The organism is Nonomuraea sp. NPDC005730, assembly GCF_040630865.1.
GTDB lineage: Bacteria > Actinomycetota > Actinomycetes > Streptosporangiales > Streptosporangiaceae > Nonomuraea.
This window is the reverse complement of record NZ_JBEXYK010000012.1, coordinates 22,354-36,760: the sequence shown is the minus strand read 5'-3', so window position 1 is coordinate 36,760 and position 14,407 is coordinate 22,354. Positions and strand designations below refer to the sequence as shown.

12 protein-coding genes are annotated in these 14,407 nt (G+C 70.5%); 9 read left to right on the top strand and 3 right to left on the bottom strand.

Annotated elements, in window-relative coordinates:
- Nucleotides 1-30: 30 nt before the first annotated feature.
- On the top strand, nt 31-2,115 hold the full coding sequence (locus tag ABZ444_RS17310; protein WP_357997223.1) for a hypothetical protein: 2,085 nt from the start codon (nt 31-33) through the stop codon (nt 2,113-2,115).
- 105 nt (nt 2,116-2,220) lie between these two features.
- On the opposite strand, the gene ABZ444_RS17305 is transcribed toward ABZ444_RS17310, so the two are convergent.
- The 3 genes from ABZ444_RS17305 to eccCa are packed head-to-tail and all read right to left on the bottom strand — an operon-like array spanning nt 2,221 to nt 7,703.
- Entirely contained in the window at nt 2,221-3,441 is a 1,221-nt protein-coding gene (locus ABZ444_RS17305) for a transglycosylase SLT domain-containing protein (protein ID WP_357997220.1), read from the bottom strand.
- The gene (locus ABZ444_RS17300) at nt 3,438-3,755 is read right to left on the bottom strand and encodes a hypothetical protein (protein ID WP_357997217.1); all 318 of its coding nucleotides are present in this window, start codon (nt 3,753-3,755) and stop codon (nt 3,438-3,440) included. Before ABZ444_RS17300 ends, ABZ444_RS17305 begins: the two co-directional genes overlap by 4 nt.
- 21 nt (nt 3,756-3,776) lie before the next feature.
- Entirely contained in the window at nt 3,777-7,703 is a 3,927-nt protein-coding gene (eccCa, locus tag ABZ444_RS17295) for a type VII secretion protein EccCa (RefSeq protein ID WP_357997214.1), read from the bottom strand.
- 145 nt (nt 7,704-7,848) lie between these two features.
- Here eccCa and eccD point away from each other — a divergent pair, with 145 nt between their 5' ends.
- From eccD to ABZ444_RS17255, 8 genes are all read left to right on the top strand, one after another.
- Nucleotides 7,849-9,336 (top strand): type VII secretion integral membrane protein EccD, encoded by a 1,488-nt coding sequence (gene eccD / locus ABZ444_RS17290; RefSeq protein ID WP_357997603.1) that lies wholly within the window; start codon nt 7,849-7,851, stop codon nt 9,334-9,336.
- 37 nt (nt 9,337-9,373) lie between these two features.
- Nucleotides 9,374-9,820 (top strand): YbaB/EbfC family nucleoid-associated protein, encoded by a 447-nt coding sequence (locus ABZ444_RS17285; protein WP_357997211.1) that lies wholly within the window; start codon nt 9,374-9,376, stop codon nt 9,818-9,820.
- A gap of 268 nt (nt 9,821-10,088) precedes the next feature.
- Nucleotides 10,089-10,403 carry a WXG100 family type VII secretion target gene (locus ABZ444_RS17280; protein ID WP_357997208.1) on the top strand — a complete coding sequence of 105 codons (315 nt, stop codon included), beginning with the start codon at nt 10,089-10,091 and terminating at the stop codon, nt 10,401-10,403.
- A 24-nt stretch (nt 10,404-10,427) separates the two neighbouring features.
- The gene (locus ABZ444_RS17275; RefSeq protein WP_357997205.1) at nt 10,428-10,733 is read left to right on the top strand and encodes a hypothetical protein; all 306 of its coding nucleotides are present in this window, start codon (nt 10,428-10,430) and stop codon (nt 10,731-10,733) included.
- A gap of 67 nt (nt 10,734-10,800) precedes the next feature.
- Entirely contained in the window at nt 10,801-11,181 is a 381-nt protein-coding gene (locus ABZ444_RS17270; RefSeq protein WP_357997202.1) for a hypothetical protein, read from the top strand.
- Complete coding sequence (locus tag ABZ444_RS17265; RefSeq protein ID WP_357997199.1) at nt 11,178-12,509, top strand: hypothetical protein; 1,332 nt, start codon at nt 11,178-11,180, stop codon at nt 12,507-12,509. Before ABZ444_RS17270 ends, ABZ444_RS17265 begins: the two co-directional genes overlap by 4 nt.
- Nucleotides 12,506-13,609, top strand: coding sequence for a hypothetical protein (locus tag ABZ444_RS17260; protein ID WP_357997196.1), 1,104 nt, complete (start codon nt 12,506-12,508; stop codon nt 13,607-13,609). Before ABZ444_RS17265 ends, ABZ444_RS17260 begins: the two co-directional genes overlap by 4 nt.
- Nucleotides 13,610-14,386 carry a WXG100 family type VII secretion target gene (locus ABZ444_RS17255; protein ID WP_357997193.1) on the top strand — a complete coding sequence of 259 codons (777 nt, stop codon included), beginning with the start codon at nt 13,610-13,612 and terminating at the stop codon, nt 14,384-14,386. It abuts the gene before it with no gap.
- The last annotated feature ends 21 nt before the right edge of the window (nt 14,387-14,407 follow it).

Genomic DNA, 14,407 nt, shown 5'->3' with positions numbered 1-14,407 from the left:
GCTGAGACTTTTCACACGAAGGGAACCACGATGCACCCGTTACAGCCGGACGACCCCACGAGGCTGGGTGACTACGACCTGTCAGGACGCCTGCCGAAGGGGCCGCGCGGGCCGGCCTACCTGGGCAGGGAGTCGGAGAACGCCCCGCTCCGGGTGATCAAACTGCTGAGCGCGAAGCCGGACGAGGACGCGGAGGGCGTCGCCCGCTTCGCCGCGGTCCGGCGCCTGTCCAACTCCTCCATCGCTCGCACGGTGGACGCCGGTCTGCACGAAAACCGTCTCTACGTCGTACGGGAGCACGTCGAGGGGCGCAGCCTCGCCGAGATCGTCGCGGCCGACGGGCCGCTCGCCCCCAACGCGGTGGATCGGGTCGCCGTCGGCACGCTGACCGCGCTGACCGCCGCGCATCTGGCGGGCGTCACGCACGGAGGGCTCACCCCCCGCAACGTCATCATCGCCGCCGACGGCCCGCGGGTGACCGACCCGGACCTCGGCGAGGCGGCCGGTGAGATCGGCTACCGCTCGCCCGAGCAACTGAGAGGCGAGCCGTACGGCTCCGCGGCGGACCTGTTCGCCTGGGCGGCCACGGTGGTCTTCGCGGTCACCGGGAAGGCGCCGTTCGGTCAGGACGCCGAAGCGGTGCTCACCGGTGCGCCCGCACTGGGCACGCTGGCGGAGCCGCTTCTGGGTGTGGTGTCGGCGGCACTGTCGAAGGACGCCCGCCGGCGGCCGACCACGTACGCGGCGCTCTTGCGCCTGCTCGGTGGCCCGGCGGAGGAGGCGGAGGTCACGGCGAAGCTGCCGCCACCAGGGCCGCATGCCCAGCCGCCGGCGTTCGGTTCTCCCAGAGTCCCGCAGATGGGCGCCCCGCAGATGGGCGCCCCGCCGATGGGCGACGCGCCGCTCGAAGGCGTGCCGGTTCAGCCGCCGATGCCGCCGCAGCCTCAGCCACAGCAGGCGCAGCCGCGGCAGATGTGGGAGCCGCCCAGGTTACAGCAGCCCGTGCGGGAGTCCCAGCAGCGGCCTCCGGTATGGCAGGCGTCGGTCATGAACCCGGCTTCCACGCGCCGCAGGTTCCCGGTCGGCCTGGCCGCGTCGGTCGCCGCGCTCCTGGTGCTGACCGGCGTGGGCCTCTGGGGAGCCAGTCGCTACACCGACACTCGGCAGATCAGCTCGGTCGGCGTCGCGGCCGACGGCAAGGCCACCCTCGGGAGCGCCGGATGGGCCGGTGCAACCGGGAACGGTTCGGCCGACCCCGGTGACGCAAAGGTGCCGCAGCAGGGTGACCCGGGCGCCGACCAGCAGCACCCCGACGTGTCCGTGCCGTGGGCGACCCCGTCCGACGCCGACTCGTACGGGGTCGGACCACTCATCCTGCCCACCGAGGAGCCGTCTGGGGTCCCGAGCGCGCCCCTGTACAGCACGGTGCCCAAGCCCTCGCCCCCGGCGACCCAGCCGGTCACCGCTCCTCAGCCGACCAGCCCACAGCCGACGACTGCGGCACCGACGACCGCGCAGCCGAGGAGCCCGCAGACGACCAGGACGGTCACGGCGACGCCGACGTCCAAGAGCACCAGGACGCCGGAGCGGTCCGAGGAACCGACCCCGACCCCCACGCCGAAGAAGAGCACCGAGCCCCCGACCCCGACCCCGAAGAAGAGCACCGAGCCTCCGAGCCCGGCTCCCACCAGGAGCACGCAGGCGCCCCCGCGGGAGCCGACGACCCAGGCTCCCGCGCCGGAGCCGACCAGGAGCGCGGACCCGCCGGCCGCGCAACCGCAGCCGGAGGCGAAGAACCCCTACACGCCGACGCAGGTCTGCGGGTCCGGCTTCTACGTGCAGCGTTCGCAGCCGTTCAACGGCGGTGAGACCTTCCAGCTCTACAACAGCGGCACCAAGCAGAACTGTGTGGTGACGATGAAGCACATGGACGTGGGCAAGGAGAGCCCGGTCAGCGCGACGCTCGACGTCCAGAACGGGGACAGCGCGACCGACAGCGGCAACTACAAGTACTACGCCGGGCCCGTCAAATTGTCCGCGCCGGGCAAGTGCGTGAAGTTCTCCGGCAGCGTCGGTGCGGGAAGCACGGCCGCGGACTGGGCGAACTGCAGCTGATCCGGCGGCGAACCCCAGGGCCGGCCGAGCGGTGCCACAGCGGCTCGACGGCCCTCGGGGGAGGGCGGCGGCGCGGGGCCAGGACCCTGCCCGCGGTGGCACCGGTCAGTAGGGCTTGTAGCCGCCGCCTCGCTCAAGGGACGAGATGCCGGGGTGGCCGCTGAGGTTGCCGTAGCGGCTGTAGGTGTACAGGACGCCCGCGATGATGTTGTCGACGGGGTCCAGGATCTTGCCGTGGCCGGGCAGGGAGTGCGCGTTGAACGTCGGCGGGATGGTCTGCATCAGTCCCTGGGACGGGACGCCGTTCTTGGCGTTGATGTCCCAGTTGTTGATGGAAGTGGGGTTACCGCCGGACTCGTGGTAGATGATCATCCAGATGCGCTGGACGTCCTGCGGGTCGTTGGCGTCCAGGTCGCTGACGTCGATGCCGCGTTCGCGCATGGTGTCGGCCATCTCGGGAGACCTGATGACGCCGAGCGCCTGCTTGATCCACTCGACGACCTGGGCCTTGGGCGCCGGCGTGGACGTCGCCGACGAGCCCCCGCCGCCCGGCCCCGAGCCGCCACCCGGCCCCGATCCGCTGTCCGAGCCTGAGCCGCCGGAGCCCGAACCGCCGCCCGAGCCGCCGCCCGACGTCTGCGTCTTGCCCTGCGGGGTCGTCCGCCAGATGACCTTCTTGTCGCCCGGGTCGAAGTCCGCGCCTCCGGGGTCGGGGATGGTGGACAGGAAGCCCATGGCCGCCTTCTCGCCGGGGGCGACGGCCTTGACGTGGCTGCTCAGCGTGGTCCTGGCGGCGGTGAGGGCGTCCTCGGCCGCCTTGACGAGTCCCTTGGCCTTCTCGACGTCCTTGTTCATCTCGGCGGCGAAGGACGCGTTCGCGGCCAGCGCGCGTTTCGCGTCGGCCTGATCCTTCTTGGGGTTCGCGAGCAGGTAGTCCTTGATGAACCGCTGCGCCCTTCCGACCGCTTGGTCGCACGTCGCCCGGATGCCGGCGGAGCCCGTCTCCATCGCCGTCGCGACGTTGTCGAGCGCCGCGGAACAGGCGCGGACAGCGGTGTTGAACCCCTCGCCCGCCTTCGGATAGAGGCGCATGTAGCGGTCGAAGGCGTCCGCGGACTCGCCCTCCCACTTCAGGTCGACCTCGTTGATGTTCCTCACCAGCGCGGAGGTCTGGGCGGCGACGTGGAACGAGCACGTCTCCCAGGCCGAGGCGATGGCCCTGATGTCCCCGGGTCTTCCGGTCACCTTGTCGAGCAGCGCCTGCAACTCCGCCCCGCGGGGCAGCTCGGTGATGTCCGGCGCGGTGACTCCGATGGTGTCGCTCATGCGCCCGACGCTGTCTCCGCCTTGCGGAGGTTGGTCTCCACGGCGTCGAGCGCCCGCTCCACGCTCTCCAGCTTGAGCCGGCCGCTCTCGATCTCGTTACGGATGGCGCTCCAGGTGCCGTCCATCTGCGCGGCCAGCTCGGCGGCGTCGTTCAGCTTGCCGAACAGCTTGCTGCCGTCCGTCTGCGTGGCGGGCGGCTTCGACTTGCCGACCTTGAGGATGTCGTCGACGTCGATCTTCTTGGCCGCGATGTTGATCTGTGTCCTGCACTCGTCGAACGCCTTGTAGGAAACATCAACGAAGCCTTGGCTCATGAAGATCAAGCATAGTGGGGATCATTGAGGTTGTTGAGGCCCGTTCTCCTCCATTTCCAGGACGGCTGTCTGGATCAGCCGCTCTCCGTACCTTCTGTCCACGTGGAAGGCTCGGCCGGGCGGCAGTGGCTGCGGCCGCACCTTGCCGAACAGCACCCCCTCCTCCCGGTTCCCCGACATGATCAGCGCCGGGGTGGCCATCTCCCTGAGCCGCTGCACCGCCTGGTCGTACATGGCGCGGGAGGCGCCGCCCATCTGGCGGGCGAGAATCAGGTGCAGTCCGATGTCGCGGGCCTGCGGCAGCAGCTCGGCCAGTGGTTGCAGGGGGTTGTTCGAGGTGGCGACCAGGTCGTAGTCGTCCACCACGACGTAGAGGTCCGAACCCCGCCACCAGTTGCGCTCACGAAGCTGGTCGGGCGTCAGGTCGGCCGGCGGCAGGCGCTTGAGCAGCGCGAAGCGGACCTCCTCCACCAGTTCGGCGGCCGCCGCGCTGGACACGGCGTAACCGATGCGGTGCTCGGTGACCGCGGTGTCCAGGAGCGAGCGGCGGTAGTCGATCACGACCAGCCTGGCTTCCTTGGGCGGCCTGCGGGCCACGAGACCTTCCATGATCAGCTTCAGCGCGTTCGACTTGCCGCACCCGGTGTCGCCGAAGACGACGAAGTGCGGGTCGGCCTCGAAGTCGACGGTGACCGGAGACAGGGTCGCCTCGTCGATGCCGATCGCGATGCGGCTGTTACCGGTCTCCGCCGGGCCTGGCATGGAGGCCGCGGGGAGCAGCGACGGCAGCAGCCGCACGGGCTTGGCCACGGGGCCCTGCCACGCCTCGCTGACGACCTCCACGAGGGAGCGCAGCCCGTCGGCGAGGTCGTCGGCGCGCTGTACCCGGTCGATGCGGGGGAGGGCGGACAGGAAGTGCATGCCGTCCTTGGTGAGCCCGCGTCCCGGCGTGCCCTCGGGCACCGCCAGCGACGCGCTGCGGCTGACCTCCGACTCGTAGGCGTCGCCGAGCTTAAGCTCGATCTTGGTGCCGAACAGGTCGCGGATGCCGGGCCGGTACTCCGACCACTTGTTGGTGGTCGCCATGACGTGGATGCCGTATCCGAGCCCGCGCGCAGCCAGATCGGTGATCACCTGCTCCAGGCTCTCGTACTCCTGCCGGACCGTCAGCCAGCCGTCCACGACCAGGAACACGTCGCCCCAGCCGTCGCCCTCGATGCTGCCGTCGGCCATCCGCCTGCGGTACGTGGCGATCGAGTCGATGCCGTGGTCGGTGAAGTCCCGCTCGCGTTGCTGGAGAATGCCCGAGATCTCGGCGACCGTACGCCGGACCCGGTCGGCGTCGCGGCGGTTGGCCACGCCGCCCACGTGCGGCAGGCCCTCCAGGGCCGACAGGGTGCCGCCGCCGAAGTCCAGGCAGTAGAACTGCACCTCCCGAGGCGTGTGCGTGAGCGCCATGCTGGCGATCAGCGAGCGCAGCACGGTGCTCTTGCCGCTCTGCGTGCCGCCCGCGATGCCGACGTGCCCGGCCGCGCCGGACAGGTTCAGCCAGTACGGGTCACGCCGCTGGTCGAAGGGCCGGTCGATGATGCCGATGACGGCGTGCAGGCGCCCTCTGCCGTCCCAGCCCGGTGTGGACAGCCCGAGCTCCGGAGTCACCGACAGGGCGGGGAGCAGGTGAGCCAGGGTCGACGGCTCGGCCAGCGGCGGCAGCCAGATGCGGTGGGCCGCCGGGCCGCGCCCCACCAGCCGGCCGACCACGATGTCGAGCAGGCTCGACCGGGGGCCGCTCTCCTCCGCCTCCGCCTCCGCCGGAGGCGTCTCGACGGGGGGCAGCGGCGCGTGGGCATGGCCGTACTCGATGACCTCGCGCGCCGCCGGCTGCCCGTTGTCGGCCACGTGCCTGGGGTCGGGCTGATAGGCGGCGGAGACGTAGGCGGCCTTGAACCGGGTCATGCCGGTGGTCTCGAACTTGAGGTAGCCGTTGCCCGGCGCCGGCGGCAGCTCGTACGCGTCGGCCACGCCCAGCACGGCCCGGCTCTCCATGACCGAGAACGTGCGCAGGCCGATCCGGTACGACAGATGGGTGTCCAGCCCCCGCAGCCGGCCCTCGTCCAGGCGCTGGGAGGCCAGCAGCAGGTGCACGCCGAGCGAGCGGCCGAGCCGGCCGATCATCACGAACAGGTCGATGAACTCCGGTTTGGTGGACAGCAGCTCGCTGAACTCGTCGAGCACGACGAAGAGCGTGGGCAGCGGCAGCAGGTTGGCGCCCTGCTCGCGGGCCCGCTCGTAGTCGCGGAGCGAGGCGTGGTTGCCCGTCGCCCGCAGGAGCTCCTGCCTGCGCACCATCTCGCCGTGCAGCGCGTCGTGCATGCGGTCGACCAGCGGAAGCTCGTCCTCAAGGTTGGTGATGACGGCCGAGACGTGGGGGAGCGAGTCGAGCCCGAGAAAGGTCGCGCCGCCCTTGAAGTCGACCAGGACGAAGTTGAGGATCTCCGAGGAGTGGGTGACGGCCAGCCCGAGCACCAGCGTGCGCAGCAGCTCGGACTTACCGGAGCCGGTGGCTCCGATCAGCAGCCCGTGGGGTCCCATCCCGCCCTGCGCCGACTCCTTGATGTCGAGCTCCACCATGCGGCCGTCCGCCCCGAGCCCGATCGGCACCCGCAGCCTGTTGCGGCCGGCCCGGGACCGCCAGGTGACGGCCGGGTCCAGGGCGCGCGGGTCGCTGATGCCCAGCAGGTCGGTGAGCGTCGTGTTGACCGACAGCATGTCCTCACCGTCGCCGCCGCTCGCGGACGAAGCCCTCAGCGGGGACAACTGCCTGGCCAGCCCCTCCATGCCGACGAAGGAGAGCTTGTCCGGCGCGCCCAGGCGCGTCTTGCGCTCCTTGCCCGCGTGGTCGAGCTTCACCATGCGCAGGTCGTCCTGCTGGACGTCCATCCGCAGCGTGTTGGTCTCCTCGACGGCGCCGGTGGAGCCGGTCAGGTCGATGACGGTCACGCCCATGATGGCGTCGCCGGCGAGCTGCGAGTCGTGCGGCATGTGCCCGCCGTCCACGATCAGCACGTGGTACGGCAGCTCGTCGGAGGGCGAACCCGGCTGGAACCTGGGCCGCTCCTTGAGCTCACCGCCGAGGAGCCGATCCAGCTCGCCCAGGTCCTCGGCCATCAGCCGGACGGGCCCGGACGCGTCGGTCACGTCGGGATGGAGGGCGTGCGGCAGCCACTTGACCCACTCCCAGTGGGGCATGCGCTCCCGGTCGGCGCAGACCATGATGCGCAGGTCGTCGGGGGAGTGGAAGGTGACGATCTGGCCGATCACGGCACGTACGAGGTCCCGCGTCGCCGTGAGGTCGCCGCTGAACCGGATCCGGGCGAAGGAGGGGAGGGCGACGGCCACGGGCAGCCGGGAGAGCGTGGAGTGCGCGCGCATGAACCTGCGCAGCGCGCCGGACGAGAGAGCGTCCAGGTCCTCCACGGGCTTGGAGTCCGGCGGGAAGAGCTGGATGGCCAGCTTCTGCACGCCGGTGCCGAGGCGAATCGTGCCGAAGTCCTCGTCGCGGGGGCGGCGTTCCCACAAGCGAGGGCCCATGGCGATCCACCACAGCGAGTCCGGCTCGGGCCCGCTCCACTCCAAGGCCTCGCGCTGCTGCTTGGCGGCGCGCCTGGCCTTCCTGCGGATCTGGCCGAGATAGCGGAAGTAGTCGCGGCGGGCGCCGTTCAGCCGGTGCTTGCGATCGCCTGACTGGCGGCCCATCTGGCTGATGGTCATGCCGACCATGGAGACCGCGAACAGGCCGCTGGCCACGTACATGATGGGGTTGGAGTTGCCGCCCGCGGTGAACATCAGCGCCATCGCCGCGGCCCCCGCCACCATGGGCAGGTAGTTGAGGATCAGCATGAAGCCCTGGCCCTGGACCTCGGGGATCTCCGGTGGAGACTCCAGCATGACTTCTCCACGAGGTGGCTTGGGGCCGGGGCGACGCTCCGGGCGCCGGACAACCACTTTGCTCACGCGACGTTCTTACCAGAAGCGACCCGCTATGTTCTGTGCTGTCCGTGATCCTTTTGGGACGGAGTGGACCGTGGGATCGATGGTTCAGAAGCCGCCGCCGCCCGAGTCTCGGCCTCCTGCGCAGAACACCGGCGGGCCGCCGGCCCCGCCGGGGCCGGTTCAGCAGGGGGCGCTCGCGCAACAGCCGTTGCCGCTGCCGATGTTGTGCAACCTCACGATCGTGGGCCCGAGCAGGAAGGCCGACCTGACGCTGCCCGCCGACATACCGCTGCCGCACGTGCTGCCGGGGCTGCTGCGCCTGCTCGGCGAAGTGGGCGGTGACGCCACGTCGTCGCCGGGATGGATCCTGCAGCGGCTCGGTGGCGCGCCGCTCGACCTGGAGCAGAGCCTCGGCGCGCTCGGCGTGCTCGACGCCGAGATCCTCTACCTCCGCCCACGCGAGTCGATCGTGCCGCCCGCGATCTTCGACGACGTGGCCGACGTCGTCGCCACCGGCGTACGCGACGGCCGCGGCAAGTGGACGGCGACGCACACCAGGGCACTCGGGGCGGCCGGTGCCACGGGGCTGCTGGTCCTCGGGGCCGTCAGCCTGGCCCTGGCGGGCCTGCCCCCGCTGCTCGGCACGGTCGTCTTCGCGACGCTCGCGCTGCTGCTGATCGCCACCGGAACCGTGCTGTCGCGGGCCATGGGCGACTCCACGGCCAGCGCGCTGATCGGTCACGCGGCGCTGCCGTACGCCTTCCTGGCCGGGCTGTTCTCCCCCGCCGGCAACGGCGGCATGGCCCATGTCGGGGCTCCCCACCTGCTGGCCGCCTTGGCCTGCACCGCGCTCGCCGCCACCGTCGCCGGGACGATGATCGCGCACGGCATCTCCGGCTTCCTCGGCACGTCCATCGCCGCGGTGTGCGGCGCGGTCTGCGCGGCGGTGGTCATGGTGACGGGAGCCGCCCCCGCCGGGGTGGGGGCCGTGGCCATCGCCGTGCTGCTGGCGCTGAGCCCGCTGGTGCCGACGCTCTCGTTCCGGCTGGCCCGGGTGCCGCTACCCGCCATGCCCACCACGGCGGAAGAGCTGCGGGCCGACAACCAGCGGCTCGACTCGGCGGCGATCCAGGAGCGCACCGCGATCGCCCAGCGGTACGCCACGGCGCAGATCGTCGCCGTCGGCCTGGCCGCGCTGGCCGCCCAGGCACTGCTGGTGCTGCACGACGGCGTGATCGCGTACGTCATGACCGGCGCGCTCTCGCTGACGCTCATCATGCGGGCCCGCGTGTTCTCCGGCGTCGCCCAGCGGCTCTGGCTGGTCGGGTCCGGCATGGCGGGGCTCGTCATGGTGGCCTTCGCGCTCAGCTCCAAGGGCGGGATCGTCGGCGCGCTGGCGGTGGCGGTCTGCGTGTTGTGGGCGTCCCTGCTGATGGTGGGCATCGGGCGGGGCCTGGCGTCGGGCAAGCCCTCGCCGTTCTGGGGGCGGGCCGCCGACATCCTGGACCTGCTGCTGATCGTCGAGCTCTTCCCGCTCGCGGCCGGGGTGCTGGAGCTCTACAGCTGGGTGCGCGGATTGTCGGGCTGATACCTTGCTGGCCCATTCAAGCGGAGGAGTGTGGGCTGTGCAGGAGTTCGGAGACTTCGCGAACATCGACATCGAGAAGCTGATCAAGGGGGCCGAGCAGCAGGTCGCGCTCATCGAGGAGTTCGAGAAGAAGATGGAGTCCGTCGTCGGGCGGGCCCAGGACGAGAACGGCCTGGTCGTCGTCGAGTACGGCCAGGAGGGCGTCCGCGAGCTGCACCTGCATCCCAAGGCCATGCGGCTGTCGTCCGGCGAGCTGGCCGACCTCATCAAGGTGTCGCTGCGCGAGGCCGCCGCCGATCTGCAGCAGCAGATCACCGAAGGCATGAGCGAGTCGTTCGGCGACCTCGAGGACGACCCCATGGCCTACCTCAAGGATCCGGACGCCGCCGGGAAGCAGATCAAGGAAGCGGAGTCCGCCTACAACCGTACGTTCGATGACGTCATGGGCGAACTCGACCGTATCCGGCGGCGGCTGGACCTGTGAGCCGGACCTGACGCATTTGGTTCCGAGGGCGATCCCGTGACCCGGCTTCGGCGACTTGGCACTGAGCGCAAAATGTTTTGTCGCTGAGCGCACACCTCTTATTGCCGCCCATATTTTGGTGATCGCTGGGACGGGTGGTGACTAACATGCGAATCGATGTTGTTTCGCAGGGGTTGTCCGCCCTATTCGTGTCGGTCGCCCACTGTGCGAAACAGGGAAATGTCCACTTGGAGGTCCAGTGGCACTGTACGGAGCAAGTCCGACGCAGTTGACCAACGCTGCCGGGTACTGCCAGGACACCGCGCAGTACATCGAAGGCATGCGCCAGCGAGTTCAGACGATCAAGGGCGACCTGACCACCCAGGGGTGGCGCGGTGGCGCGGCCCAGAAGTTCGGCCACGCCCTCGACGAATGGGATGTCGAGTTCAAGGCCGTGATCCGGATCCTGGAGGACATCCACGACCGGCTCAACATCGGCGCCGGGGTCTACCGGAACGCCGCCGACCAGAACATGGAGCTGTCGGGCTCTCTGGCCAGGGACGGCTTCACGGGCCGGATCGACAACGTCATCAACAGCAACTAGCCGGCCGACGCAACGGAGACCGCAGTGACCGTTCCCGATGACCACACATTCGTCAAGTTCGGCAGCATGGAACAGGCGTACGAGGAGCTCAAGAAGGTCGTGACCGAGCTCGACAAGGTCACCGACGACCTGTTCGCCGACATCAAGAAGGAGCTCGCCACCAGCTGGGAAGGCGAGGCCGAGCAGTTCTTCAACACCAAGAAGAACCAGTGGGACGCCCACGAGCAGGCGATGGGCAAGCAGCTCTTCGAGGCCGCCACCGCCGTCAACATCGCCAAGGGCAACTACGAGGCCGCCGAGCGGCGCAACATCGCCATCTGGACGGACTGACGCGCCTCCTCTTCCCGGTCGCCGCGGTGACGCGGTGACCGGGATCTCGTATCCGCAGGGGTAAGCGATGGGCAACCAGGAACCCGAACCACAGACCGACCCGTTCGGCGTCCCGCCGTACAAGGCCGACAAGTTCCAGGGCGACGGAAGGGTGCACGAACCCTCCGTGATGCGGGCGATCGCCGAGGCTCTGTCGCAGAATCTGCAGGCCCTGGAGAAGCCGGGCGTCAGCGGGCGCGCCCTGGTCGACGGCCAGCCGGGCGCCGCGCAGTTCGGCGAGTGGGCGGACGCCAGGGCGTTCGGCTCGACCGCGGGCAGGGACGGCGCGGGGCAGAAGTTCGGCCGGGTCCACTCCGAGTTCGTCAAGGCGTACAAGGACGTCATCGCCGCGATCGAGGCGAGCGCCGGCAACCACGCCGAGGCCGACACCCGGAACGAGGGGGTGTGACCATGGCCGCCGGCGGTTCGAAGCGCGAGACGCTCGTCATCTGGGGCGACCAGATGCCCTCCGGTGAGACGGAGGTCCATCCGAAGGCGGAGATCCAGCGCCTGCTGGCCACGTCACAGCCTGATCTGGTCAAACTCGCCGGATCCAGCTACATCAGCGCCGCTGAGGCGGTCGCCAACGCGGTCGTCGGTATCGAGGACCACGCGAGCAAGATCCTCACCATCTGGAAGGGGCCGGACGCCGACAGGGCCCGCACCGCGCTCCAACTCCTGTACGCCACGGGCAACGAGCTGGCGTCGAAGCTCGCGGAGATGGGCCGCAGCCTGGAGGGCTACGCCGCATCCATCCCCGTGGCCATCGCCGAGGTCGAGGGCATCAAAGTGGACCAGAACGACCCGGACGTCCAGGACGTCCTCCGGCTCCACCGGCTGACGTACGGGCGCGACCAGGAAGGCGACGAGGCCGGCGTCGTGGCCATGCTGGAGAACATGCGGGCTCAGCAGGCGTTGCGGAAGCTCAACGAGAAGATCCGCGACCTGCATCTCGGCTCGGTCCCGCACGACATCACCTACGAGCTGCCGGTCGTGGCGGTCTCAGCCGGCCCCCTCGCCACGACGAACGTCGCATACGGCGGCGCGGGCGGCACGGGCGGCACGGGCGGGAGCCGGGGGGCCGGCGATCCGGACGGGACGGGCGTCAGCGGCTCGGGCAGCAGGAGCGCGTCCGCCATGGACACACCGGGCGACGAGCAGGGCGCGGTCCTCCCAGGTGGCGAGGACGACGCCGATCCCGGCACCCCACCGGCTGATCCGGCCGCGGAGGCCGGCGACGGATCCGGGCGACAATCCGAGGGCCAGGCCGGGAACGCCGGAACGGACACGGAGGACGGCACCGCTCCGCCGGTGATCGGCGCCCAGGACCGGACCGCGCCCGACGACGCCGGTCCCGGGGCCGATCCCGAGGCCGATCCCGACGTCGACCCCGGGGCGGACCCGTCCCGGACCGAGACCTCGGCCTATCAGCCCGCGATCGGGGATCGTCCGTCCCTCGTGGCGCGGCCCGCGACGAGTCTGCCGCCGGCCGCCGCGCCCCCGGCGGCTCCGCCGGTGATCGGCGCGCCGAACAGCGTGTACGGCCCCGGCGGGCCTCTCGGAGCGATGCGCGGCGGGAGCGCGGCAGGGCTGTCCGGCACGCCGTTCCTGCCGATGACGGCAGGCGCGGGCGCGGTGGGGGAGGAGGGCGCCGACCTGGAGCGCACCACCTACCTGTCGGAGGACAGGTCGGCCTGGAACGGCGGCCATGAGGTGACGGATCCGGTGATCGGATGAGCGACCAGCAGAAGAACGGCACAGGAGCGCAGCCGACCGGGCAGTCGCCCTACAGCGAGTACGGCATCCCGATGAGCACCCAGATACCGCAGCCGTCGTCGGGCATCACCTTCAAGGAGGGCGCACTCGATGCGGCGAGCGGCAAGATCAATGGGCAGACGGCGCTCTTCGACACGCTGCGGGGCAAGTCCGGTCACCTGGGGGTCCCATTTCCCAGCTTCGGCGCGATCGGCATCGGGCTCACCAAGGCCCACGACAGCGCGATCGTGGCACAGTCCGCCGCCCTGGAACGAGGCAAGAAGGCGCTGCAGAGCTGGCAGGCGGCGCTGAAGGAGGCCGACGCCAACTATCGCGAGGCCGAGGGCACGAACGCCGGACTGTACGGCCTGGGCAGAGGGTTCGGTGGACTGGGCGCCGGCGGTGGCGCCGGCGGTGGCGGTGGGCCGACCCCGACGATGCCCGACACGCCGGAGGTGACCATGCCGGACGGCGCCCCGCCCGGCGCCGATCCGCCGGGAGCCGATCTCCCCGGATCCGGCCTGCCGGGCACCGATCTGCCCGGCACCGATCTGCCCGGCACGGACCGGCCCGGCAGCGACCTGCCCGGAACGGGCGGCACCAACGGTGACCTGCCGGGCGTCGACCGGTCAGGAACCGACCTCCCAGGTGGTGGCCTGCAGGGGATCGACCGGCCGGACTCGAACCTGTCCGGCGGCGCCGATCCGAACATGAAGGTCCCCGACATCGACTCGGTGCTCAACTCGCCCCAGGACCCGACCAGGCTGTCGTCGTACGACCCACGAGCCCTCAGCGGGACCCCGAACGCGAACCCGGCCGACCTGACGACCCGCCCAGGGACCGGCTGGGGTTCCCCGGGTGGCAACGGCGCGGGCTCCACCGCCGGTCTGCGCGCCCCCGGCACGGGAGCGGCCGGCGGCATGGGCGGCGGCATGCCGATGATGCCCATGATGCCGGGGGCCGGCGCGGGCAGCGGCCCCGACGAACGCGACCGGAAGGAAGGCTCGCTGCTGTCGGAGGACGAAGGGGTGTGGGAGGACGACGAGGACATCGCTCCCGAGATCATCGGCAGGGAGGCGTAGATGAGCTACGAGGACGGCAAGACGCTCTACTCGGTGGCGCTGGTGGAGGCAACCATCGGGGCGGGCCTGATCATGCGGCCATGGGCCTTTTACGTGGAGCTCATGATCGGAGTCCTGATCTCCGACCCGGGGCGGATGTCGGAGTCGTCGAAGAACTGGCGCACCACCGACAACGGCGGGATGACCTCGGAACTGATCGCGGTGGAAGGTCAGCTCAAGGAGCTGCGGACCACGCTCACCGGCTCGGGCGCGACCTGGGAGGGCACGGCACGCGAGCGCTTCGACAAGGCGTACGACGACTTCACCACATCCCTGGCCACCCTCAAATCGACGCGGAACGCCACCGGCGAGGCGGTCGACCAGGCCGCGAGGTTGTACTACATGGGGGCGAAGGTCTGCGTCGCCATCGCCAGCGCCATGGTGCTCATCGGCATGGCGCTCGCGTACATCCGCAGTCATCCCCTTACCGGCGCGTTCGGCCAGAAGATCACGGACACGTTCGGCAAGGCCGCCACCACCTCGATGAAGAAGTTGCTGATCAGACACGGCATCGCGGTCACCGTCCTCGGCACCCTGTTCTACCAGGCCGTCCAGATGTCCGAGAGCTCCGGGAAGGCGTTCCCCACGATGAAGGCGATCCCGAACGAGCTCACCAAACTGAAGTCCGGCAACATGCCGGAGTTCAACGGCACCGCGCTCGACTATGACGAGTCGAACCACGCGCTGGTCCCCAAGCCGGACCCGACGGGCGGCCTGGGCGGCCTCGGCCGCACCTGAATGCGGCCGAGGACCGCGCCC